Source organism: Streptomyces sp. NPDC048111 (assembly GCF_043202815.1).
GTDB lineage: Bacteria > Actinomycetota > Actinomycetes > Streptomycetales > Streptomycetaceae > Streptomyces.
The window spans coordinates 28,391-50,817 of the sequence record NZ_JBIDBD010000031.1; the positions used below are offsets into that span (position 1 = coordinate 28,391).

General features: G+C 71.9%; 21 protein-coding genes. 13 read left to right on the forward strand and 8 right to left on the reverse strand.

From position 1 onward, the window contains the following. Positions 1-50 precede the first annotated feature (50 nt). From ACGF3I_RS30410 to ACGF3I_RS30435, 6 genes are all read left to right on the forward strand, one after another. A complete protein-coding gene (locus ACGF3I_RS30410) occupies positions 51-935 on the forward strand; it encodes a response regulator (protein WP_393137615.1) in 885 nt (294 codons plus the stop codon). Between the two features lie 110 nt (positions 936-1,045). Beyond that, a complete protein-coding gene (locus ACGF3I_RS30415) occupies positions 1,046-1,303 on the forward strand; it encodes a hypothetical protein (protein WP_393137617.1) in 258 nt (85 codons plus the stop codon). 50 nt (positions 1,304-1,353) lie between these two features. Beyond that, complete coding sequence (locus ACGF3I_RS30420) at positions 1,354-1,926, forward strand: pilus assembly protein TadG-related protein (RefSeq protein WP_393137618.1); 573 nt, start codon at positions 1,354-1,356, stop codon at positions 1,924-1,926. 30 nt (positions 1,927-1,956) lie between these two features. Next, a complete protein-coding gene (locus ACGF3I_RS30425; protein ID WP_393137620.1) occupies positions 1,957-2,553 on the forward strand; it encodes a hypothetical protein in 597 nt (198 codons plus the stop codon). A 7-nt stretch (positions 2,554-2,560) separates the two neighbouring features. Next, complete coding sequence (locus tag ACGF3I_RS30430; RefSeq protein ID WP_393137623.1) at positions 2,561-3,211, forward strand: OmpA family protein; 651 nt, start codon at positions 2,561-2,563, stop codon at positions 3,209-3,211. Positions 3,212-3,376: 165 nt separating this feature from the next. Beyond that, positions 3,377-4,126, forward strand: coding sequence for a hypothetical protein (locus ACGF3I_RS30435; protein ID WP_393137625.1), 750 nt, complete (start codon positions 3,377-3,379; stop codon positions 4,124-4,126). On the opposite strand, the gene ACGF3I_RS30440 is transcribed toward ACGF3I_RS30435, so the two are convergent. After that, positions 4,116-4,490 carry a DUF192 domain-containing protein gene (locus tag ACGF3I_RS30440; RefSeq protein WP_393137627.1) on the reverse strand — a complete coding sequence of 125 codons (375 nt, stop codon included), beginning with the start codon at positions 4,488-4,490 and terminating at the stop codon, positions 4,116-4,118. The genes ACGF3I_RS30435 and ACGF3I_RS30440 overlap by 11 nt on opposite strands. A 46-nt stretch (positions 4,491-4,536) precedes the next feature. On the opposite strand from ACGF3I_RS30440, the gene ACGF3I_RS30445 reads away from it, so the two are divergent. After that, positions 4,537-5,340, forward strand: a complete 804-nt coding sequence (locus ACGF3I_RS30445; protein ID WP_393137629.1) for a class I SAM-dependent methyltransferase — start codon at positions 4,537-4,539, stop codon at positions 5,338-5,340. A 35-nt stretch (positions 5,341-5,375) separates the two neighbouring features. Beyond that, entirely contained in the window at positions 5,376-6,881 is a 1,506-nt protein-coding gene (locus ACGF3I_RS30450; RefSeq protein ID WP_393137631.1) for a DUF2079 domain-containing protein, read from the forward strand. A 427-nt stretch (positions 6,882-7,308) separates the two neighbouring features. Here ACGF3I_RS30450 and mgrA read toward each other — a convergent pair whose 3' ends face one another. Beyond that, entirely contained in the window at positions 7,309-8,346 is a 1,038-nt protein-coding gene (gene mgrA / locus ACGF3I_RS30455; RefSeq protein ID WP_393137633.1) for an L-glyceraldehyde 3-phosphate reductase, read from the reverse strand. 136 nt (positions 8,347-8,482) lie between these two features. Here mgrA and ACGF3I_RS30460 point away from each other — a divergent pair, with 136 nt between their 5' ends. The 4 genes from ACGF3I_RS30460 (at position 8,483) to ACGF3I_RS30475 (ending at position 13,917) form a co-directional block, all read left to right on the forward strand. Further along, a complete protein-coding gene (locus ACGF3I_RS30460) occupies positions 8,483-9,244 on the forward strand; it encodes an isoprenyl transferase (protein WP_393137635.1) in 762 nt (253 codons plus the stop codon). Positions 9,245-9,914: 670 nt separating this feature from the next. Then, positions 9,915-11,237 (forward strand): PhoH family protein, encoded by a 1,323-nt coding sequence (locus ACGF3I_RS30465; RefSeq protein ID WP_393137637.1) that lies wholly within the window; start codon positions 9,915-9,917, stop codon positions 11,235-11,237. A gap of 386 nt (positions 11,238-11,623) precedes the next feature. Then, the gene (locus tag ACGF3I_RS30470) at positions 11,624-12,325 is read left to right on the forward strand and encodes a transglycosylase SLT domain-containing protein (protein ID WP_393137638.1); all 702 of its coding nucleotides are present in this window, start codon (positions 11,624-11,626) and stop codon (positions 12,323-12,325) included. A gap of 173 nt (positions 12,326-12,498) precedes the next feature. Next, positions 12,499-13,917: an AI-2E family transporter gene (locus tag ACGF3I_RS30475; RefSeq protein ID WP_393137640.1), complete on the forward strand. Its 1,419-nt coding sequence runs from the start codon at positions 12,499-12,501 to the stop codon at positions 13,915-13,917. A 93-nt stretch (positions 13,918-14,010) separates the two neighbouring features. On the opposite strand, the gene ACGF3I_RS30480 is transcribed toward ACGF3I_RS30475, so the two are convergent. Together ACGF3I_RS30480 and ACGF3I_RS30485 are read right to left on the reverse strand one after the other, a co-directional pair. Beyond that, positions 14,011-14,544 (reverse strand): alkyl hydroperoxide reductase, encoded by a 534-nt coding sequence (locus ACGF3I_RS30480; RefSeq protein WP_161251190.1) that lies wholly within the window; start codon positions 14,542-14,544, stop codon positions 14,011-14,013. A 3-nt stretch (positions 14,545-14,547) separates the two neighbouring features. After that, positions 14,548-15,102 carry a peroxiredoxin gene (locus tag ACGF3I_RS30485; protein WP_100574859.1) on the reverse strand — a complete coding sequence of 185 codons (555 nt, stop codon included), beginning with the start codon at positions 15,100-15,102 and terminating at the stop codon, positions 14,548-14,550. Positions 15,103-15,246: 144 nt separating this feature from the next. Here ACGF3I_RS30485 and ACGF3I_RS30490 point away from each other — a divergent pair, with 144 nt between their 5' ends. Further along, entirely contained in the window at positions 15,247-16,206 is a 960-nt protein-coding gene (locus ACGF3I_RS30490; RefSeq protein WP_393137643.1) for a LysR substrate-binding domain-containing protein, read from the forward strand. A gap of 60 nt (positions 16,207-16,266) precedes the next feature. Here the strand turns inward: ACGF3I_RS30490 and ACGF3I_RS30495 are convergent, their stop codons facing one another. The 4 genes from ACGF3I_RS30495 to ACGF3I_RS30510 form a co-directional block, all read right to left on the reverse strand. Continuing rightward, a complete protein-coding gene (locus ACGF3I_RS30495) occupies positions 16,267-18,594 on the reverse strand; it encodes an ABC transporter permease (protein ID WP_393137645.1) in 2,328 nt (775 codons plus the stop codon). Continuing rightward, positions 18,591-19,283 carry an ABC transporter ATP-binding protein gene (locus tag ACGF3I_RS30500; RefSeq protein ID WP_393137647.1) on the reverse strand — a complete coding sequence of 231 codons (693 nt, stop codon included), beginning with the start codon at positions 19,281-19,283 and terminating at the stop codon, positions 18,591-18,593. The genes ACGF3I_RS30495 and ACGF3I_RS30500 overlap by 4 nt, the downstream gene beginning before the upstream one ends. Then, positions 19,280-19,804, reverse strand: coding sequence for a PadR family transcriptional regulator (locus tag ACGF3I_RS30505; RefSeq protein ID WP_393137649.1), 525 nt, complete (start codon positions 19,802-19,804; stop codon positions 19,280-19,282). The genes ACGF3I_RS30500 and ACGF3I_RS30505 overlap by 4 nt, the downstream gene beginning before the upstream one ends. A 99-nt stretch (positions 19,805-19,903) precedes the next feature. Beyond that, the gene (locus ACGF3I_RS30510; protein WP_393137651.1) at positions 19,904-22,285 is read right to left on the reverse strand and encodes an FtsX-like permease family protein; all 2,382 of its coding nucleotides are present in this window, start codon (positions 22,283-22,285) and stop codon (positions 19,904-19,906) included. Between the last annotated feature and the right edge of the window lie 142 nt (positions 22,286-22,427).

Genomic DNA, 22,427 nt, shown 5'->3' on the forward strand with positions numbered 1-22,427 from the left:
GGGCTCCGACATCCCTCACGACTCACACCACGCTCGGGCGAGGAGGCGGCATGCAGGCGGACGGAGGCAACGTCGCGGGCGATGGTGCCGGGCGCGGGGGTACGGGGCGCGGTGGTAACGGGCACGGTGCCGGCGGGCTGGACGGTGCCGGGCGGGACGGCGCCGGGCGCGGCCCCTCGGACGACCGGGCGGCGGAGGCGGTGCGCCCGCTGCGGATCGTCGTCGCGGACGACAACCCGGTGGTGCGGGCCGGTCTGACGGCGCTGCTGCACGGCCGCCACGACATCGAGGTGGTCGCGGAGGCCGCGGACGGCCACGAGGCCTACGAGGCGGCGGTGCGCCACCGCCCCGATGTGATCCTCCTCGACGTGCGGATGCCGGGCGTGGACGGCATCACCGCATTGCCGCACCTGGTGGGCCTTGCATCTGTGATGATGCTGACGTACAGCCGCGAGAGCGAGATCGTGCGCGAGGCGCTGCGGCTCGGGGCGGAGGGATATCTGGTGCACGGTGAGTTCACGGCGGATGAACTGGCCGCCGCCGTAAGGGGAGTGAAGGAGGGCCGCCCTGTCTTCACCGCTACCGCGGCGTCCGCTCTGCTGGCCCACGTACGGGCGCAGCCGGACCCGCCACCGGCGAATTCGCCCCTCCCTCTTTCGCAACTGCAACCATTCATGGGACAGTCTTCCCCTGCGCGGCGTGCAGCGTCCCTGCGCGACAGGGGCGAGCGCAACAGGAGAGAGTTCAGGCTGAGTTCGCGGGAGGCCGAGGTGATGGACTTGATCGCGGCGGGCATGAGCAACCAGCACATCGCGGCCACGTGCTTCATCAGCGAGAAGACGGTCAAGAACCACATCAACCGCATCTTCGCCAAGCTGCACGCGGCGTCCCGCGGTGAAGCGATCGCGTGCTGGCTGGGGGCGCGCCATGCGTAACGCCCGCGCTTGGGCCCGCATTTGGGCCCCTGGACCCTCGGTGGGCCCCCGGACCCCGGCTTACGTTCCCGGTGACGTACGCGAGGCCGCAACCGGAGGAGAGCCGCGAGATGCCGCAGGACACGCTGCTGAGGACCGCCGTCGCTGCGCAGGTGCGGCTGGGCGACTGGAGAAACACGACGACCGCCCGGCTCCGGCGCCGGTATGCGGCGCCCGGGGGGCGCGAGCGGGGGCAGACGTCGTTCGAGTATCTGGGGATCATTCTGGTGGTGGTGGCGATCATCGGCGGGATCATGGCGACCGGGATCGGGAGCGAGATCACCACCAAGATCAAGGAACAGATCAACAAGATCAAGGCCGGCGGCTGACCCCACGCCTGCACGGAGACAGAGGGCAGGCCTTCCCCATCTATGTAGTGATGGTGGCGGGCCTGCTCTTTCTCGCGTTCGCCTTCTTCGCGGTCGGCCAGGCGTCGGCGACCCGCAACGGCGCTCAGGGTGCGGCGGACGCGGCGGCCCTCGCGGCGGCCCAGCGTGCCCGCGCGGAGCTGGGCCCCAAGGTGCTCGCGGCGCTGACGACGCCGGGCGGAGTCGATGACCTTTTCCGGGACGGCGCCGTCCTCGCGGACGCCCATGACGAGGCGGCGGACTTCGCGGGCAGGAACCACGCCGAACTCACCCGCTTCGAGACCCGCCCGGGCGGGACCGGGCAGTTCAGGTTCACCGTGGACACGCGGACCCGGTACACGGTCGGCACCTCGGTGATTCCCGGCACCGAGGACGATCACGGCACCGCGAGCGCCACGGCGATGATCGAGCTGCGCTGCGATCTGCCGCCCGGGGCCGGCCCCACCGGCAGCCCGACTCCCGCACCCACGGCGTCTCCCGCCCCCACGGGCCCTCCGGTGACGATCACCTGCGACGGCAAGGACATGCCGGTCGATCCGGTGCCCGACGTGGAGAAGCTCTTCGGCGTGAAATTGGTCGACTGACAGGCAGTGACGAACAGAGGAATGGCACTGATGAGTGTTCGGCATACGTTGAGGGCCCGTAGGGGGGCTGTGGCGGCGGTGACGGCGGTCGCCCTGGCGTTCACCGTGGCCGGATGCGGCAGCAGTGGCAAGGACGACAAGGCGAAGGCGAGCACCTCGTCGCAGTCGAAGCCCTCGTCCGACAAGGGACAGGAGTCCGGTGCGTCGGCCGCCACACCGGACTCGACGACCAAACTCGCGGAAGCGACGGGCGAGGGGGGCGTGGTGCTCACCATCAACAGCGTGAAACGTGATTCCGGCGGGTTCCTCACGGTGTCGGGCCAGGTGAGGAACACCGGTTCCGAAGACTTCGTCGCCACGTCGCCGTGGGCGGGCACAGAGCGGGACGTCCTCGCGAGCGGTGACTCGGTGGCCGGTGCGACGCTTGTCGACAAGGTGGGAAAGAAGCGGTACTACGTTCTGCGCGACACGGGGGGCAAGTGCCTCTGCACGATGGGGATCTCCAGTATCAAGGCAGGCCAGACCGTCCCGTTCTTCGCCCAATTCCCCGCCCCCCCGAACACCACGCAGCAAGTCGACTTCCAGCTCCCCACCTTCCCCACCATGTCCGTCCCCGTCTCCGGGTGATCACGCCATGACCAGAACCCGGCCCACAACCCGGCCCACCACCGCCGCGCGCGCCGCCGTGGCGATCGTCGCCGCGCTCGTCCTCGGCGGGGGCGGCACCACCGCGTACGCCGACGAGACGCCGAGCAGCCCCCCACTGCCCGGAACCGAGGCGACGACCGACCCCTCCGTGAAGGTCGACGGGACCTCCCCGAATCTGAAGCTGCCCGAGGGCGGCACGCTCGCCGCGCCCAAGGTGCTGGACATCAAGTCGATCGTCGAGGACCAGGGCGGTGAGGAACGGCGCTCGGACACCAACACCAACGTGACGTTCGCGCTCCAGGCGGAGGTGCTGTTCGCCATGGACAGCGCGGCCCTCTCGCCCGAGGCCAACGACCGCATCCAGGGCATCGCCGCCGAGGTCAAGAAGCAGAAGGCGACCAGCGTGCGCGTCTTCGGCTTCACCGACAACCTCGGCACGCACGAGCACGGCGTGGTGCTGTCCAAGGAGCGCGCGGACGCCGTCCAGAAGGCGCTCTCCCTGTCCCTCGGCCCGGACGTGACGTTCGAGATCCGCGGGTACGCCGAGGACTATCCCATCTCCGACAATTCCACCGAGGACGGCCGCAAGAAGAACCGCCGCGTGGAGGTCAGCTTCACCCGCGGCAGCGGCGGCTAGCACGCGGCGGGCCAACTCTGGCTGCGCGTGCGGCAGTTAGCGCGCGGTTCCGGCGGGTACGCGGTGTTCCGTGGCGTCCGGTCGTCGCCCGCCCTCGGGCGGTGGTGGGAAATGGGTGGGGCAGGACCCAGCCAATCCACAGGAGTGGTTGTTACGGTGCTGGGTATGAAGCCAAGGCTGCTACGGAGACGTACGGCGGCCGCCGGGGTGTGCCTCGTCGCCCTCGCCGCGGCGGGGTGCGGTGCGGGGGCCAAGGGTGCGGACGGGGCCGAGGGCGCCGTGCGGGACAGCGCGGCAGCGGCCGGTGCGGGCAGCACCCCGCGGGTGAAGGCGTCCGGCGCGCTCAGCAGCGACCAGCTCGCCACGGCCGCCCTGGCGACCGGCGACGTGAAGGACTTCGCGGCCGAGCCCCTGGAGGGCGGCACCCCGACCGGCAGCTCGCGGACGTCCAAGCCCGAGTGCATGCCCTTCGTGTCCGTCATCAACGGCACGCCCGACCCCGCGCCCTCCGCGACGGTCTACCGCCGCCTGGTGAACGCCACCGAGGACGGCCGCGCCGACCAGACCGTCGTCACCGAGGTCCTCGGCGCCCACCCCTCCGGCGCCACCGACGTACTCCCGAAGCTGCGCAAGGCCATCGCGGCCTGCGCCGGCGGCTTCAAGACCAAGGGCGGCGACCTGGAGCCCTCCTACTTCAGCGCGGTCAAGGAACTCCCCGCGCCGAAGGCGGGCGACGAGGCGCTGGCCTACGAGCTGATGGGCGTCGCCCAGGGCGACCCCGTGCCGATGGTCTTCCAGGTGGTGCGCAGCGGAACCACCGTCGTCACGTACTACGCCGTGGACGTGACCGGGGACGACACGCCCCGGATCCCCGACGAGCTCGCCGTTGCGCAGGCGGCCAAGCTCAAGTCCTGAGATCCTGACCGGTCGCGATCGTCACGAGGACGCCCGGCCGCAGCCCCCAGCCCGCCATGGCGCCCGCCTCCGCCTCCAGGACGTGCCGCGCGCGCACCCGGACCGCGCCGAGCCGGCCCGGCACCATGGTGCGCACCGCGACGACCCTGAGGTGACGGTCCAGATGGGCCACGTCGATCGCGAAGCGCATGCGGAAGGTGTGCACGCTGCTCGCGGGGCTCAGCAGGATCGCGCCCTCGATGCCGTCGCGGCCGAGCAGGCCCCGGGTGCGGGCCCGGTAGGACGCCGCGATCTCCAGCGGTACGGGTGTCCCGGCGCCGCCGACGACACTCAACTCGCCCGTTCCGTCCCTCCATCGGCCCATGGACAAACGGTAGTGGCTCGCGGGGCCGCCGCGTAGGGTCCGCAACATGGGCCGAAACATCAGGAACCACAACAACCGCCCCTTCGAGGAACTGATCGACGAGGCCGCGTCCGTCTCCGTCGACGGCTGGGACTTCTCCTGGCTCGACGGCCGGGCCACCGAAGAGCGGCCGTCGTGGGGGTACGCCCGTTCGATGGCCGGACGGATGGCGAAGGCCACCGCCGCCCTCGACATCCAGACCGGCGGTGGCGAGGTCCTCGCCGCCGTGCCCCAGCTGCCGCCCCTCGCCGTCGCCACGGAGGGCTGGCCGCCCAACGTCGCCCGCGCCACCGGCCTGCTCCACCCCCGCGGGGTGGCGGTCGTCGCGGACGAGGACAAGCCGCCGCTGCCGTTCGCGGACGGCGCGTTCGACCTGGTCGTCAGCCGGCACCCGGTCACCACCTGGTGGTCCGAGATCGCCCGCGTCCTCTCTCCCGGCGGCACGTACTACTCCCAACAGGTGGGCCCGGCCAGCGTGTTCGAGCTCGTCGAGTTCTTCCTCGGGCCGCAGCCGCCGGAGGTGCGCGGCGCGCGCGACCCCGGCAAGGCGCGCAAGGAGGCCGAGGACGCGGGTCTGGAAGTGGTCGATCTGCGTCTGGAGAAGCTGCGTACGGAGTTCCTCGACATCGGTGCCGTCGTCTACTTCCTGCGCAAGGTGATCTGGATGGTGCCCGGCTTCACCGTCGAGGAGCACCGCGACCGGCTGAAGGTGCTCGACGAGCGGATCCGCACCGAAGGCCCCTTCGTCGCGCACACGACACGCTTCCTGATCGAGGCGCGGAAGCCGCTGAGGCCCCACCGCGCTGCCTAACATCGGGACGTATGGGGACAATTGCTGGCCAACGAATGGGGCGGCGGACGCAGCCGCCGATCACGCCCGTACCCGCCCTCTCCCGCATCCCGCGCGTCCGCATCGGCCGGCCCGCCCTCCTGTGGTGGGGGTGGGCCGGTGCGCTGTTCCTCCTGTACGCGACCATTTCCGCCCGCCGCCACGCCCTGGTCCGCACCACCGGCTACGACCTCGGCATCTTCGAGCAGGCCGTGCGCGGCTACGCGCACCTGCACGCGCCGATCGCACCCCTGCGCGGCGACGGCTTCAACCTCCTCGGCGACCACTTCCACCCGGTGCTCGCCGCCCTCGCCCCCCTCTACCGCCTCTTCCCCTCCCCGTACACCCTGCTCGTGGCCCAGGCCGCACTGCTCGCGCTCGCCGTGGTGCCGCTCGCCCGGCAGGCCGTACGGGTGCTGGGCCGCCGACCCGGCCATGTGATCGCGTGCGGATACGGGCTGAGCTGGGGCATCGCCTCCACGGTCGGCTTCGACTTCCACGAGGTGTGCTTCGCGGTCCCGCTGGTGTCCTACGCGCTCGAAGCGCTGGCCCGCCGCAACTGGCGGCGCGCGCTCGCCTACGCGGCGCCGCTGCTCCTGGTCAAGGAGGACCTCGGGCTGACGCTCGCCGCGATGGGCGGGTACGTCGCCTGGCGCGGCCCGCGCCGGCTCGGCCTCGCCGCGGCGGCGCTCGGCCTGGTGGGCAGCGCGCTCGAATTCAAGGTCCTCATGCCGTACTTCAACCCGGCCGGCACCTACGCGCACGCCGCGAATCTCGCGGCGGCCCACCACTCGCTGCTCTCCACGCTCGCCCTCGCGCCGCTGGACGCGGTGCGCCCCGAGGTGAAGGCCACCACGCTCGTCCTCGTCTTCGCCCCGGCCGCGCTCATCGCCCTGCGCTCACCGCTCGCCCTGATCGCGCTGCCCACCCTGGGCTGGCGGATGCTGTCCACCAACGCCTTCCACTGGGGGACCGCCTTCCACTACTCGGCCGTCCTGATGCCCGTCGTGTTCGCGGCCCTCGTCGATGCGCTGCGGCCCTACGCCGCCGCGGGCGACCCGCTCGCCCGCCGCCATGTGCGGGCCTCGCTCGCGACGGTGGCGGCGGTGACCCTGCTCCTGGTCCCCTCCTTCCCGCTCGCCCAGATCGCCCACCGCTCCACCTGGCGCACCTCCGCACACGTCCTCGCCGTACGCGACCTGCTGCGGCGCATCCCCGACGGCGCGACCGTGGCGGCCTCCAACCGCCTTGTCCCGCAACTGACTTCACGCACCCAGGTGGTCCTCTTCCCGACCTTCCCGGTGCGCTGGAAGCTGTACGACACGGACGGCCCGATCCCGCGCCCCACGGCCCAGTGGATCGTCTACGACCGCGTCCCGCCGGAGTCCTGGCCCTACCCACCGGGCACCTGGCCCTACCCGGGCCCCCGCCAGGACAGGGAGTACGACCTCGCGCTGGCCCGGTACGGCTACGCGCGGGTGGCGGAGGCGGACGGGATCTCGCTGCTGCGCCGCCGGAGCTGAGCGCGGCCCCCGGGGGATGCCGGCACCCGCCCGTTCTGTGTACGGCTCGTGTCCGGGCCGACATCGGACGGTCACATCCAGGCAGCTCCCTTGAGCCAGTGGGGTGAAGCACACCCGGAGTGGATTTTCACCCGCCGGGGCGCGCCCCCGGACACTGCTCGCGCCCGCCGCGACCCCTCTGACCTGCACGGTCAAGCGTGCCGCAGCGAGCGGGGTCACCCACGCGGGGGACCGCGAAACCGTACCCGGCCGGTTTCGGAGCGTAGTTCTGGAGCGCCGTGGCACCCAGCAGCACTTACGAAGGGTTATGGTGGAAACCCCCCCTCGGGCCGGTCCGTATCCCCCCCACGGACCGGCCCGTTTTTTCTTTCCCGGAGTCTCTTTCCCGGGCTTTTCTCTCCCGGCTCTTCTCTCCCGGCCCCGGTCGTCAGCCGCGCTTGGCCCAGATGTTGGTGCCCTCGGTGTCCACGGCGAAGGTGTCGATCTCCTTCAACTCCGCCTCGCCGAGCGGCGGCCCGGCCAGTGCCGCCACGTTCTCCTCCAGCTGCCGGACGCTGGACGCGCCGATGAGCGCGGACGTCATGCGCGGGTCGCGCAGCACCCAGGCGAGCGCCAGCTGCGCCAGGGACTGGCCGCGCCGCCGGGCGATGTCGTTCAGGCCGTGCAGGCGCCGCAGCACCTCCTCGCTCAGCAGGCCCGGGTCGAGCGACTTGCCCTGGGTGGCGCGCGAGCCCTCCGGGATGCCCTCCAGGTACTTGCCGGTGAGCAGCCCCTGGGCGAGCGGCACGAAGGAGATGCAGCCCATGCCGGCCGCCTCCAGGGTGTCGAGCAGCCCGTCCTCCTCCGTCCAGCGGTTGATCATCGAGTACGAGGGCTGGTGGATCAGGGCCGGGACGCCCATCTCCTTCAGGATCCGGGCCGCCTCGGCGGTCTGCTCGCTCGTGTAGGAGGAGACGCCCACGTACAGCGCCTTGCCCTGCTGCACGGCGGACGCGAGCGCGCCCATCGTCTCCTCCAGCGGGGTCTCCGGGTCGAAGCGGTGCGAGTAGAAGATGTCGACGTAGTCGAGGCCCATGCGCTTGAGCGACGCGTCGAGCGACGACATCAGGTACTTGCGCGAACCCCACTCGCCGTACGGGCCGGGGTGCATCAGATAGCCGGCCTTGCTGGAGATGACGAGCTCGTCCCGGTACGGGGCGAAGTCCTGGCCGAAAATCTTCCCGAAGTTGAGCTCGGCCGAGCCGGCCGGCGGGCCGTAGTTGTTGGCCAGGTCGAAGTGGGTGACGCCCAGGTCGAAGGCGCGGCGCAGGATCGCACGCTGGGAATCCAGCGCGCGGTCGTCACCGAAGTTGTGCCACAGGCCGAGCGAGACGGCGGGAAGCTTGAGGCCGCTGCGACCGGTGCGGCGGTACTCCATGGAGTCGTAGCGGTCGGGGGCCGGGAGGAAGCGGAGCGATTCAGTCACGTTTCCCTGCTTATCACGGACTTGTGACAGGCCGAGTTGGGCCGCCGTGACCCGTCCGCAGTACTGTGCTTTCCCTGGGGCGGCCGGTGTACGGGGCGGCGGCGGGCCCCCGGAAGGCAACGAGAGGGTGGAATCGGTGAGTTTGCGCGACCTGGTGTACAGGCTCTATGCGCGCCGGGTGGAAGGCCGCCTCGACCACGACCAGGTGCCCAAGCACATCGGTGTCATCCTGGACGGCAACCGGCGCTGGGCCAAGGCATCGGCCCGCAGCCCCGAGCAGGGCCACCAGGCCGGCGCCAGCAAGATCCAGGAACTCCTCGGCTGGTGCGCCGAGACCGACGTCGAGGTCGTCACCCTCTGGCTGCTCTCCACCGACAACCTGGACCGTCCCGAGGACCAGTTGACCCCGCTGCTCGGCATCATCGAGGACGCGGTACGGGACTTGGCGGCGGACGGGCGCTGGCGGGTCCACCACGTCGGCACGCTCGACCTGCTGCCGGGTCACACCCAGGCCGTCCTCAAGGAGGCCGAGCAGGCCACGCACGACATCGACGGGATACTGGTCAACGTCGCCGTCGGCTACGGCGGGCGCCAGGAGATCGCCGACGCGGTCCGCTCGCTGCTCCTGGAGCACGCGGCGAAGGGGACGTCCTTCGAGGAGCTCGCGGAGATCGTCGACGTCGAGCACATCTCGGAGCACCTGTACACGCGGGGGCAGCCCGATCCGGATCTGGTGATCCGTACCAGCGGGGAGCAGCGGCTCTCCGGGTTCATGCTGTGGCAGTCCGCGCACTCCGAGTACTACTTCTGCGAAGTGTTCTGGCCGGCGTTCCGCAAGGTGGACTTCCTGCGGGCGCTGCGGGACTACGCGGCCCGCCACCGCCGCTACGGCACCTGACCCCAGCCCCCTCCGCCCGGCGCGGGCCGCCGCCTGCGGCCGGTGCTGCCTTCGCTGCGCAGTTCCCCGCGCCCCCTAATCCCTCGGCCGGGTGCGGGCCGTGGTCGCTCTTCGTGCAGTTCCCCGCGCCCCCAGCCCCGGTGACGTGCGGACCGTGCGTGGCTGGTCGCGCAGTTCCCCGCGCCCCTTACCAGCGTGGTGCTGATCCGCACCGGGCATCCTCAGCCCGTCCGGCGTTTGAGGACGAGCGCCGTTCAGGCGCGACCGGGGGTGCAGGGGGCGGAGCCCCCGCCGGGGTTCGAGGGGCGGAGCCCCTCGGGGGGTCTGGGGCGGAGCCCCAGGGCTCAGCCGGTGCAACCGGGGGGACGGGCGGGTGGGTGGGCAACCCCCCCCAGGGGGAACTCCGGGCACACCCCGGGGCATGGCTTCGCTTGTTCGAGGGCATAACACCCCCAGGTCGACGCCCGGCCCACGGGCGTCGGATCTCAGTGGGCGGCAGCAACGCCACCCACCCGGGAGGCCCTTTGCACCAGGACGACCGCGCACCGCGCGCGGGCGACGTGGAGGGCCGGAGCTCGGCCCGCGCAGCACGGCCGAAGCCCGGTCCCCGTTTCCGCGACGCCGTCGCACCCCGACCTCATGCGCCTCTTACGAGGGGGTACGTCCTTCCGTGGTGACCAGCACAAAGCGCCGCATGCCCGACCGGCGCACCTACGTCCTCGACACCAGCGTCCTGCTGGCCGACCCCAACGCGATGACCCGGTTCGAGGAGCACGAAGTGGTGCTCCCCATCGTCGTCGTCACGGAGCTGGAGGCCAAGAGGCACCATCCGGAGCTCGGCTACTTCGCCCGCCAGGCCCTGCGCCTGCTGGACGACTTCCGGGTCCGGTACGGACGTCTCGACGCCCCCATCCCCATGGGCGAGCTCGGCGGCACCCTGCGTGTCGAGTTGAACCATTCCGATCCCGGCGTCCTGCCCGCCGGCTACAGGTTGGGGGACAACGACTCCCGGATCCTCGCCGTCGCCCGCAATCTCCAGGCGGAGGGCTACGACGTCACCGTCGTGTCCAAGGACCTGCCGCTGCGGATCAAGGCGTCGTCGGTGGGCCTGCTCGCGGAGGAGTACCGCGCCGAGCTGGCCATCACCGACTCCGGCTGGACCGGCATGGCCGAACTGCCGCTCAGCGGCGAGCAGGTGGACCTGCTCTTCGAGGAGGAGACGCTCTACGTACCGGAGGCCGCCGAGCTTCCCGTGCACACCGGGCTCGTGCTGCTCTCCGAGCGCGGCAAGGCGCTCGGCCGGGTCGCACCGGACGGCAACGTCAAACTGGTGCGGGGCGACCGGGAGGCGTTCGGCATCCACGGCCGCAGCGCCGAGCAGCGCATCGCGCTGGACCTGCTGCTCGACCCCGACATCGGGATCATCTCGATGGGCGGCCGGGCCGGTACGGGCAAGTCGGCGCTCGCGCTCTGCGCGGGCCTGGAAGCCGTCCTGGAGCGCAGGCAGCACAAGAAGGTGATGGTCTTCCGGCCGCTGTACGCGGTGGGCGGCCAGGAGCTCGGCTATCTGCCGGGGTCCGAGGCCGAGAAGATGGGCCCCTGGGCCCAGGCCGTCTTCGACACGCTGTCCGCGGTGACGAGCCGTGAGGTCATCGAGGAGGTCACCTCGCGCGGCATGCTCGAAGTCCTGCCGCTCACCCACATCCGGGGCCGCTCGCTGCACGACGCTTTCGTGATCGTGGACGAGGCGCAGTCGCTGGAACGGAACGTCCTGCTGACCGTTCTGTCCCGGATCGGGGCCAATTCACGGGTGGTGCTCACTCATGACGTGGCCCAGCGCGACAACTTGAGGGTCGGCCGGTACGACGGTGTGGTGGCCGTCGTCGAAAAGCTGAAGGGGCACCCGCTGTTCGCGCACGTCACCCTCACCCGGTCCGAGCGGTCGCAGATCGCCGCCCTGGTGACCGAAATGCTGGAGGACGTCTCGATCTGAGCCAGTACGCCACGAGTTGGCGCCGTCCGGCGAACGCGAAAGCCTAGCCGGGCGGCGCCTCTTCATGGGTGCGATCGGAAAAAACTCCTGGGGTCCACGAGGTGTGAGGTTTCCCACGCAACGCGGAATTGCCTCGCGGCGTCCGCTTCGGGCAGAGTCTTGGATCCGTCAGGCCCCGCATACGGCACCCTTGTATCTCCGGTACTCCGGTACCCCGCAACTCAATAGCCGACGCCGTATGCCGCCCGCGCATCACGCGGCACTTCCCGCAAGGGAGTTGCCCATCGGGTCAGTTCCTCCCGTGACCCCGCAGTTGGGAGGAGAGAGCCAGGGGCACGATTGCGTCCGCGAGGTCACCCGTGCGGACGCTGCTGGAAGGAAACCGTGTGAGCCGGATTTCGGTCCGGGGGTTCGCGGTGGCGTCTGCCACTGCGGTCACCACCGTTGGCGCCGTGGTCGGCGTTGCCGCAGGCAGCCCCGCCGCCGCCTCGAACGACAACTTCGAGGCCACCGCCGCCGATTCGACGCTCCTGGCGGACATCCCCGCAGGACAGCAGGCCCAGGTGCAGACCGCGTCCCTGGCCCAGCAGGCGGACGCGCAGTCCGCCCAGGCCAGCGCCGCGCAGAAGAAGTCCGCCGAGGAGGCCGCGCGCGTTCAGGCCGCGCAGGACGCCAAGGCCAAGAAGGACGCCGCGGACAAGGACAAGGCCGACAAGGAGGCCAAGGCCCGCGACCTGGAGACCCAGGCGGCCAGCCGCTCGGCGGCCCGTACCGACTTCGCGGTCAAGAGCTCCTACTCGATCGACGAGATCCAGTCGATCGCCCGGCAGATCGTGCCCGCCGGCCAGTTCCAGTGCTTCAGCCACATCGTGAACAACGAGTCGAGCTGGGACTACACGGCCACCAACTCCGGTTCCGGTGCCTACGGTCTCGTCCAGGCGCTGCCCGGCACCAAGATGGCCTCGGCCGGCGCCGACTGGCGCACCAACCCGGCCACGCAGATCAAGTGGGGCCTGAACTACATGAACGACCGGTACGGCAGCCCGTGCGGCGCCTGGTCGTTCTGGCAGTCCCACAGCTGGTACTAGAACACCGGCCGGAGGTCCGGTCCGGACGGTGGACACCCCCGGACCCGCTCAACCTTTCGGAGCCCCGCACCGTCCTTCGGTGCGGGGCTTCGCCCGTGTACGGTCAGGTCCGGACGGTTCGGGGGTAGACGGTGGGGAGACTCAGCGGCGGGGAAAAAGGAAACGGCGGGATCATGTCGAGAGTGCCCGGAATGCTCGGACGGCTGGGTGCCGGTCTCACCCGGTGGGGTGAGCGCCTGGAGGAACGCAGGGCGCAGACGGACGCGGACGCCGATGACGGCCCGCTGATCGTCGAGCCCGCAGCCGGCGACGGGCCGGCCGAGCCGCCCGCCCCCGTGCTCAGGAAGCGCCGCGCGGCGCCCGAGGACGAGCCCCCGGAGCCGTCCGGGCCCGCTGACGAGCACGCCCCCGACCACGTACCGCCGCCGCCCGCGTACGCGCCCGCGGTCGCCGCCCGGCCCGATCCGGTCGACGCCGTGCCGTGGAGCATGCGGGTCGCCGCCGAGGTGGGCTGGCGGCTGCTCGTGCTCGCGGGCACCCTCTACGTGCTCACCCAGGTCATCAGCGCGGTCCGGCTCGTGGTGCTCGCCTTCGTGGCGGCGCTGCTGATCACCGCGCTGCTCCAGCCGACGGTGGCCCGGCTCAAGCGGGCGGGCCTGCCGCGCGGGCTCGCCACCGCCGTCACCGCGATCTCCGGGTTCGTGCTCATGGGGCTCGTCGGCTGGTTCGTGGTGTGGCAGGTCATGGACAACCTGGACGATCTGTCGAGCAAGGTGCAGGGCGGTATCGAGGAGCTCAAGAGCTGGGCCCTCAACAGCCCGTTCCACGTCACCGAGGACCAGATCAACCAGATCGCCAAGAACCTCAGCGACACCATCGGGGCCAACACCAACGAGATCACCTCGGCCGGGCTCCAGGGCGTGACCGTCCTGGTGGAGGTGCTCACCGGGATACTGCTGGCGATGTTCTCGACGCTGTTCCTGCTGTACGACGGCCCGAAGATCTGGCAGTGGGTGCTCAAGCTGGTGCCGGCCGCGGCCCGTCCGGGTGTCGCGGGCGCCGGCCCCAAGGCCTGGCGCACCCTCACCGCGTATGTGCGCGGCACGGTGATAGTGGCGCTGATCGACGCGATCTGCATCGGCGTCGGCATCTACTTCCTGGGCGTGCCCATGGCGGTGCCGCTCGCGGTGTTCATCTTCCTGTTCGCCTTCATCCCGCTGGTCGGCGCGGTCGTCTCGGGCGCGCTCGCCGTCGTGGTCGCGCTCGTCACCGACGGGGTGTTCAACGCCCTGATGGTGCTCGTCGTCGTCCTCGCGGTGCAGCAGATCGAGGGCCACGTCCTGCAGCCCTTCATCCTGGGCCGCGCGGTGCGGGTGCACCCGCTCGCGGTGGTGCTCTCGGTGGCGGCCGGCGGCATGGTCGCGGGCATCGGCGGCGCTGTCGTCGCGGTCCCGCTGGTCGCGGTCACCAACACGGTGGTCGGCTATCTGCGCAAGTACGCCCGCGAGAACGCCCTGCGCAGCGCCCGGGCCGCCGAGGAGGCGCAGCCCGCGGGAACCGCGCCCGCCGCGGCCGGCGCCGACCGGGAATAGCGGGCCCCCGCAACACGACGCGAAAGGGCCCCGCCGGTGTCGTACCGGCGGGGCCCTTTCGCGGTGTACGCGGCTCGCGCGTACGCGGTCGGCCTACTGGGCCAGCGCCGCCTCGGAGTCGAGGGTGACGCCCACGGCCTGGACCACCGCGGCGATCTTGAAGGCTTCCTGGATCGTCTCGCGGTCGACGCCGGCCTTGCGCAGCACCTGCTCGTGCGAGTCGAGGCACTGGCCGCAGCCGTTCACCGCGGAGACGGCGAGCGACCACAGCTCGAAGTCGACCTTCTCCACGCCCGGGTTGCCGATGACGTTCATCCGCAGACCGGCCCGCAGCGTGCCGTACTCCGGGTCGGAGAGCAGGTGGCGGGTGCGGTAGAAGACGTTGTTCATCGCCATGACGGCGGCGGCGGCCTTCGCGGCCGTGTACGCCTCCGGCGACAGGTTGGCCTTGGCCTCCGGCTCCAGCTCACGCAGCACGATGGGGCTGCGCGAGGCGATGGCGGTGGCGAGCACCGTGCCCCACAGCTGCTGGGCCGGGAGCTCGGAGTTGCCGATGACCGAGCCGAGGTTCAGCTTGAGGTCCTTGGCGTAGTCCGGGACCGCGGACTTCAGCGCGTCGAGGGACATGGGTCACTCACCGGCCAGGAGGGCGACCGGGTCGAGGGTGTTCTCGCCCTTGGTCCAGTTGCACGGGCACAGCTCGTCGGTCTGCAGGGCGTCGAGGACCCGCAGGACCTCCTTGGGGTTACGGCCCACGGAACCGGCGGTCACCATCGTGAACTGGATCTCGTTGTTCGGGTCGACGATGAAGACGGCGCGCTGCGCGAAGCCGTCCTCGCCCTCGATGCCGAGGTCGCGCATGAGCTCGTGCTTCGAGTCGGCGAGCATCGGGAAGGGCAGGTCGGTCAGGTCCGGGTGGTCCTTGCGCCAGGCGTGGTGCACGAACTCGGAGTCACCGGAGAAGCCGAGGATCTGGGCGTCGCGGTCGGCGAACTCGTCGTTCAGCTTGCCGAACGCGGCGATCTCGGTCGGGCAGACGAAGGTGAAGTCCTTGGGCCACGCGAAGACCACACGCCACTTGCCCTCGTAGGTCTTGTGGTCGATCTGCTGGAACTCCTGGCCGCTCTCCAGCGACACACAGGCAGTCAGGTCGTACGTGGGGAACTGGTCACCAACAGTGAGCACGCGCTCTCCTTGCGAACGAGGAAGTCCGAATCGAGCGGATTCGGGAAACTTCCTGTGGGGTTGGACGGATTACCGATCCTGGCACAGGCACCATTGATCAGGGAAATAGCTAGACTGGGTCAGCGCGATCGGAGGTGCCTATCAGTGGCCGTAAATAAGAGGAGCGTCGGCAGCAAGGGCAAACAGCCCAGCCTGGCGCAGTTGCGGGCGTTCGCCGCGGTGGCGGAGCATCTGCACTTCCGCGATGCCGCCGCCTCCATCGGCATGAGCCAGCCCGCCCTGTCCGGCGCCGTCTCGGCCCTGGAGGACGCCCTCGGCGTGCAGCTCCTGGAGCGCACGACCCGCAAGGTGCTGCTCTCGCCGGCGGGGGAGCGGCTCGCGGTGCGGGCCAAGGCGGTCCTGGACGCGGTCGGCGAGCTCCTGGAGGAGGCCGAGGCGGTACGGGCGCCGTTCACCGGAGTGCTGCGGCTCGGCGTGATCCCGACCGTGGCGCCCTATCTGCTGCCCGCCGTGCTCCGGCTCGTCCACGAGCGCTATCCGGAGCTCGACCTCCAGGTCCACGAGGAGCAGACCTCCTCGCTGCTGGAGGGGCTCGCCGCCGGGCGCCTGGACCTGCTGCTGCTCGCCGTGCCGCTCGGCGTGCCCGGCGTCAGCGAACTCCCCTTGTTCGACGAGGAGTTCGTGCTCGTCACCCCGCAGGACCACTGGCTCGGCGGACGCAGCGGGATTCCCCGTGACGCGCTGCGCGAGCTGCATCTGCTGCTCCTCGACGAGGGGCACTGCCTGCGCGACCAGGCCCTGGACATCTGCCGCGAGGCCGGCCGCACCGAAGGCGCCCCGGTCACCACGACCGCGGCCGGGCTCTCCACCCTGGTGCAGCTGGTGGCGGGCGGGCTCGGGGTGACCCTGCTGCCGCGCACTGCCGTGGAGATCGAGACGGGCCGCAACGACCGCCTGGTCACCGGGTACTTCGCCGAACCGGCGCCCTCGCGCACGATCGCCCTGGCGATGCGGACGGGTGCCGCTCGCCAGGGCGAGTTCGAGGAGTTCGCGAGCGCTCTGCGCGGGGCGCTGCGCGACCTGCCGGTACGGGTGGCGCGGTAGCGGCGGTGGAGGGGACGGGCCCGAACCTCCCTGCACGGCAGGGGAGTTCGGGCCCGGCGGCTACTCCGTGCGCAGCCCCTCCGGGCGCATCAGGCGCCACAGCGGCGGCAGGGACAGGGCGGTGACCAGCAGGACCACGCCCGCCCCGATGCCGACCATCGACACCGCCGGGACCCAGTCGACCGTCACCGAGCGGCCCACCATCCGCAGCAGCACCGAACCGAGCCCGAGCCCCACCGCCGCCGCGAGCGTGAGCCCGAGCGCCACCGGCACCGCCGACTGCCACAGCACCGAGAAGCTCAGGGTGGAGCGCCGGGTGCCGAAGGCGACGAGCGCCGACAGGAGCTTCTTGCGCTCGCGCAGCTGCTCCAGCATCGACACCAGCAGACTCGCGCCGATCAGCATCAGGACCGCCGCGGCCCCGATGTAGAGACCCTGGCGCACACCGGCGAACCGGGCGCTGGTCCGCGTGCCGGTCAGGGCGCGCGCCGAGCTGAGCGGGTCGGCGCTCGCGGCCAGGTTCAGGACCCGCTCCTTGGCGAGGTCGTCCCCGGGGGCGGTCGAGACGAACACCGTGGAATGGACGGGCAGCTTCACGCCGTGCGGAAGTGCGCCCGGGGTGAGCAGCAGACCGGGGCGGCGCTGACCCGTCGGGTCGGGCCGGGCCGCCGCCTTGCGGGTGCCGGCCGGAACGGTCCAGCGGGCCTCGGCGCCCCTCTTCTTCGAGCCGCTGCTGGTCGGGTCGAGGTAGAACGTGCCGCCGGGGGCGGGCAGTTGCTCGGGCTCCCAGTCGCCGCCGGTCGCGATGAAGGCGTCGCCGTCCTTGCAGGCCGGCAGTGCGGCGGCCTCGGCCAGGTCCGTGCAGGTGCCGATCGTGACGGGGGTGTAGTGCTGGGGCTCCTTGGCCTGCTCGCCCGCGTCGAGCGAACCGAGGACCACCGCGCCGGTCACGCCCGCGGTGCCCTTCAGGGCGCCGACCTCGCGGGCCTGCGCGTCGGGCGTCCGCTCACCGAGCGGCACGACCAGCTGGGCCCGGGTGGTGTCCTCGCCGTTCGCCTTCACGTAGTCGCCCTCGACGGCGCCGAACAGCATCTGCAGGGCGATGGCCCCGGCCACCGCCACGGCGATGCCGTTCACCATGCGGGCCGCCGAACCGGACGTCAACTGGAGCCTGCGCACGGCCAGTTGCCAGCCCACCGGGCCGCCGCCGAGCCTGCGCACCACCGCCTCCACCAGCCAGGGCAGCAGCGCGGTCACCCCGATCAGCAGCAGGACGGTGCCGCCGATCACCTGGGACTGGTTGAACATGCCGTGGTCACGGCCCCGGCCGGCCATCGGAAGCAGCAGGCCGGCGCCGGCCAGCGGCGGCAGCACCCGCCACCACATGCGCCGCCTGCGCGGCACCGAGGTGCGGACCACGCCGAGCGGCTCCACCACCACCGAGCGCATCGCGAACAGCGTCACCGCCACCGCGGACGCCGGCACCGCGAGCGCCACGCCCACCGCGAGCAGCGGGCTCGGGTCGACGTCGGAGGGGAAGACGTTGAGCCCCGCCACCGATACGTCGCCCACGTACTGGCGGCCGATCACGAAGAACAGGGCGCCGAGCACCACGCCCACCACGGCGCCGGCCATCGCCTCTCCGGCCGCCATCCAGCGGGTCATCCTGCGGTCGGCGCCCGCCAGGCGCAGCGCCGCGAGCCTGCGGTCGCGCCGGTCGCCGCCGAAGCGCACGGCGGCCGCGATGAACACGCCGACCGGCATGAGCAGCACCACGAAGATGATGACGATGAGCAGCGCCAGGATCGGGTCGAGCTTCTCCTGCACCGCGTTGACGAATCCCTTGACCCGCACCACGTCGCCGTCGTCGGCCGCGGCCTTGCGCTCCTTCAGGATGTCGCTGCCCGCGTAGTAGGCGAGTTCGTGCGGCCCCATCAGGCCCTGGTCGGCGATGGTCGCGGTGATCCGGTACGGGATGCGTTCGCGCAGCAGCGCGCCGTCGGGGGAGGCCAGCAGGTCGCGCAGGGCGGGCGAGGCGACCATGGTGCCGGGCGCGGGGAGGGTGGAAACCCCGGGCGGCACGGGCGCCTTGGGGCCCTCGCCCTGGAGCAGCCGGCCGCGTACGTCCGCACCCTTGTAGTCGGTGTCGGCGCGGCCTATCAGGAGGGTGTCCTGGCCGGGGCCGGTGTCGACCGAGGCGCCGTAGTCGTTGCGGGCGTTGTCGCGGTCCTGGCGGGCGGTCAGCGCGCCGGGCAGTGCGGTGGTGCCGAGCAGCAGCGCGACGCCCAGGCCCACACCGACGGCGGTGAGCAGGGTGCGCGTCCAGCCCTCGCGGCCTCCGGCCAGGGCGAACCGGGCGCCGAGCGCGAGGTCGCGCAGCAGGCTCATACGGAGTGCTCCAGCATCATGTCGCGGGACTTTCCGTCGCGTACGACGATCTCGCGGTCGGAGTAGGCCGCGACCCGGGCCTCATGGGTGACCAGGACGACCGCCGCGTTGGTGGAGCGGGCCGCCTCGGTGAGCAGCTGCATGACGCGCTCGCCGTTGAGGGAGTCCAGGGCGCCGGTCGGCTCGTCGGCGAAGACGACACGGGGCTTGGTGACCAGCGAGCGGGCCACCGCGACCCGCTGTCCCTGGCCGCCGGAGACCTCGCCGGGGCGCTTGTGCCCGAGGTCGGCGACCTCAAGGCGCTCCATCCACTCCAGCGACCTGCGCTCGGCCTCCTTGCGCTTGACACCGGTCAGGCGCAGCGGAAGCGCCACGTTCTCCACGCAGGTCAGCTCCGGCACGAGCTGGCCGAACTGGAAGACGAAGCCGAACTCGGTGCGGCGCAGCGCGCTGCGCTCGGCGTCCGACATCGCGGACAGCTCACGGCCGTCGTAGGTGATCGTCCCCGAGTCCGGGGTGACGATCCCGGCCAGACAGTGGAGCAGCGTCGACTTGCCGGAGCCGGAGGGCCCCATCACCGCGACGACCTCGCCGGGGTGGATGGAGAACTCGGCGCCGTCCAGGGCCGGGGTGGGGCCGTAGGCCTTGTGCAGGTCGTGGGCGACGAGCAGGGAACCGGCGGGTGTCACGGGCGTACCTCCGAGGCGAGCTGGACGAGGCGGGCGGCGGTCAGTTCGAGCCACCGCAGATCGGCCTCCAGGTGGAACAGGGCGTGGTCGCAGATCAGTTGGTCGGTGAGGTCGCCGCGCCGCTTGCGGTCGGTGAGCACGCGCATCAGACGCAGGTGCTCGGCGCGCTGGGTGTCCAGGACGTCGCCCGCGTCGCGGCCGGTCAGCAGGGCGAGGACGACCTTGGTGTACAGGGTCGACTGGAGGTAGGGCTCCGGCTTCTCCGGCTGCCTGATCCACGACTCGACGTCGGTGACGCCGGCGTCGGTGATGGCGTACCGCTTGCGCTCGGGACCGCCGCCCGCCTCCACGCCGTCGACCTCGACGAGGCCGTTCTTCAGGAGCCGGGACATCGTCGAGTAGACCTGCCCGTAGTGCAGCGGGCGGTCGTGCCCGAACTTCTCGTCGAAGGCGCGCTTCAGGTCGTACCCGTGGCGCGGGCCCGATTCGAGGAGCCCGAGCAGGGTGTGGCCGATGGACATGGGGGTGGTTCCCTTCTTCTCAACTGCCGCGGTGGTTGGGGGAGTCGGCGGGTCGGGGGTGTCGGCGTCCGGGCCGGTGGCCCGGGCCGGTGGTCGGTGTCATTCGGTGCGCAGCCCGTCCGGGCGCATCAGGCGCCACAGCACCGGCAGGCTGAGCGCGGTCACCGCGAGGATCACGGTGGCGCCCGCCCCCGCCAGCGGCAGGAACAGCCACCAGGCGGTGACGCTCTTGTCGACGATCCGCAGCATCAGGGCGCCCAGCGCGGTGCCGCCCGCCACCGCGAGCGCCATGCCGAGGACCACGGGCACCGCGGTCTGCCACAGGACGGACGAGGCGAGCGTCGCGCGCCGGGTGCCGAAGGCCACCAGCGCCGCCAACAGGCGCCTGCGCTCGCGCAGTTGCTCCACCTGCGCGACCAGCATCCCGGCCGCGATCACCCCGAGCGTGACGAGGGACGCGGCCTGGAGCCCGGTCCGGATGCCGGCGTACTGCCGGTCGCGCTCCAGGGTGCGCACGGTGGTGACGTGCAGCCGCGGGGAGAGCCGGGCGGCGGTGTTGCGGATGTGCTCGGCCGCGTCCGGCACCCGCTGGTCCACGGTGAGCATGGCCGAGGTCCGCGCCTGCGAGGCGAGCGCCGAGGCGTCGATGGCACCCGGGGTGGCGAAGATGCCGTACCGGACCTCGCCGCTCGGGTCCGGGCGGCCGGTGACGGTACGGGCGGAGGCGGGCAGCGTCCACAGCCTGGGCGCGACGCCGGGCTCGTCGGACGCGATGTTGACCGGCTTGCCGAGACGGGCCGTGCGGTCCACCCAGGCCGCCTGCTCCGGGTCGTCCGAGGGGTGCACGACGAAGGTGTCGCCGTCGCGGCAGGAATCGATGCGGGCCAGCTCGCGCAGGGTCGCGCAGTCGCCGAGCGTCAGCGTGGTCAGGGGCCGGATGTCGTCGTCCGGGACCGGACCGGGCCAGGACACATAGCTGCTGACGGCGCCGATCACCCGCTGCACACCGGGTGTCTCGCGGAAGGCGCCGATCATGCGCTCGGCGAGCAGGGCGTCGGGCTGGTCGGCCTCGACCGTGTACTGGGCGCGGCTCGCGTCGGCGCCCGTGGCCCTGTTGAAGTCGTCGTGGATGCCGACGGAGAACATCTGCAGCGCCACCGAACCGGCGACCGCCACCGTGATCCCGCTCACCGCGCGCGCGGCCGGGCCGCTGCTCAACTGGAGCCTGCGCACCGCGAGTTGCCAGGAGGCCGAGCCGCCGCGCAGCCGGTCCACCACGGCCTCCACCAGCCAGGGCAGCAGGGCGATCAGGCCCGCCAGGACCAGCGCCGCGCCCGCGCCGATGAGGAGCGGGTCCATGGCCTCCATCAGCTGGGCCTGGAGGGCGGACGGCGCCACCGAGAGCGGCGCCGTGCGGGTCGCCGGGTTCTGGGACACGAGCAGCAGCGCCACGCCGGCCACCGGCATCGCGAGCCGCCACCAGAGCCTGCGGCGCCGGCCCCGTCCGCCGCGTACGACACCGAGCGGCTCGATCACCACCGAGCGCAGCGCGGCCAGGGTCACCACCACCGCGAGGGCGGGCACCGCGACGGCGACGACCAGCGCGAGCCAGGGCAGCGGTCGCAGGTCGCCCGGGTAGAAGCCGAAGCCCCACGGGCCGAGGGGGCCCAGGAGACGGGCGGCCCCCAGGAACAGCAGGGCGCCCGCGGCGAGCCCGAGCACGGCTCCGGCGAGTGCCTCGCCGCCGGCCATCCAGCGGGTGCTGCGCACGTCGGCGCCGACCAGGCGCACCGCGGCGAGCCGCCGGTCGCGCCGCTCGCCGCCGAACCGCACGGCGGTGGCGACGAAGATGGCGACGGGCATCAGGAGCACGACGCAGATGAGGACCACGAGCACGACCAGCAGCGGGTCGAGCGGCTCCCGCTCGCCGATGTCACCGAACCCGGCCGCCGAGGAGGCGCCGGTGTCGGCGGAGAGCGCGGAGCTGCCGGCGTAGTAATAGAGCTCCGAGGGCTCGACCAGACCGGCCTCACCGATGGTCGCGGTGATCGTGTACGGGAGCCGCGGGCGCAGGAGTTCACCCTCGGGGGAGTCGAGCAGGGCGCGCAGCGCGGGGGAGACGGCCATGGTGCCGGGCGCGGGTACGGAGGTCAGGCCCGGCGGCAGCACGGGATCGGCGTTGGCCGGCCGCAGCAGCTTGCCGCCGATGCTGTCGTCGCGGTACTCGGTGTCCGCGGTCGCGTACAGGAGGGAGGCCCGCACGTTCCCGGTGTTCCTTCCGGAGCTCTCCGCGTAGGGCTGGCGGTCGTGGATGCGGGCCGCCCGCGCGTCCAGGAGATGCGGCACCGAGGCCGCGCCCAGGAGCAGGGCGACGCCAAGGCCGACACCGGCCGCGGTGAGCAGGGTGCGGACCCAGCCCTCCCGGCCGCCGCCGAGGGCGAACCGGATGCCGAGGGCGAGATCGTGCAGGCGTCGCTTCATGGGGCAGCACTATACGCACCGGGTATACCTGCTGTGTATACCCGGGGTGCATAGCGCTCGATCATGGGGTCATTACCGGGCAAATCGGGGCGGTGTCGGGAGAGCTCGCAACCCTTGGCACGATTCAATCGTCGGTTCCCAT

What these genes read in the sequence shown, in the direction of transcription:
- ACGF3I_RS30445 (WP_393137629.1), top strand. Translation starts at nt 4,537, where the DNA reads ATGGGCCGAAACATCAGGAACCACAACAACCGCCCCTTCGAGGAACTG.
- ACGF3I_RS30475 (WP_393137640.1), top strand. Translation starts at nt 12,499, where the DNA reads ATGTCGAGAGTGCCCGGAATGCTCGGACGGCTGGGTGCCGGTCTCACC.
- ACGF3I_RS30435 (WP_393137625.1), top strand. Translation starts at nt 3,377, where the DNA reads ATGAAGCCAAGGCTGCTACGGAGACGTACGGCGGCCGCCGGGGTGTGC.
- ACGF3I_RS30425 (WP_393137620.1), top strand. Translation starts at nt 1,957, where the DNA reads ATGAGTGTTCGGCATACGTTGAGGGCCCGTAGGGGGGCTGTGGCGGCG.
- ACGF3I_RS30450 (WP_393137631.1), top strand. Translation starts at nt 5,376, where the DNA reads ATGGGGCGGCGGACGCAGCCGCCGATCACGCCCGTACCCGCCCTCTCC.
- ACGF3I_RS30510 (WP_393137651.1), bottom strand. Translation starts at nt 22,285, where the DNA reads ATGAAGCGACGCCTGCACGATCTCGCCCTCGGCATCCGGTTCGCCCTC.
- ACGF3I_RS30415 (WP_393137617.1), top strand. Translation starts at nt 1,046, where the DNA reads ATGCCGCAGGACACGCTGCTGAGGACCGCCGTCGCTGCGCAGGTGCGG.
- ACGF3I_RS30430 (WP_393137623.1), top strand. Translation starts at nt 2,561, where the DNA reads ATGACCAGAACCCGGCCCACAACCCGGCCCACCACCGCCGCGCGCGCC.
- ACGF3I_RS30495 (WP_393137645.1), bottom strand. Translation starts at nt 18,594, where the DNA reads ATGAGCCTGCTGCGCGACCTCGCGCTCGGCGCCCGGTTCGCCCTGGCC.
- ACGF3I_RS30505 (WP_393137649.1), bottom strand. Translation starts at nt 19,804, where the DNA reads ATGTCCATCGGCCACACCCTGCTCGGGCTCCTCGAATCGGGCCCGCGC.
- ACGF3I_RS30480 (WP_161251190.1), bottom strand. Translation starts at nt 14,544, where the DNA reads ATGTCCCTCGACGCGCTGAAGTCCGCGGTCCCGGACTACGCCAAGGAC.
- ACGF3I_RS30440 (WP_393137627.1), bottom strand. Translation starts at nt 4,490, where the DNA reads ATGGGCCGATGGAGGGACGGAACGGGCGAGTTGAGTGTCGTCGGCGGC.
- ACGF3I_RS30410 (WP_393137615.1), top strand. Translation starts at nt 51, where the DNA reads ATGCAGGCGGACGGAGGCAACGTCGCGGGCGATGGTGCCGGGCGCGGG.
- ACGF3I_RS30420 (WP_393137618.1), top strand. Translation starts at nt 1,354, where the DNA reads ATGGTGGCGGGCCTGCTCTTTCTCGCGTTCGCCTTCTTCGCGGTCGGC.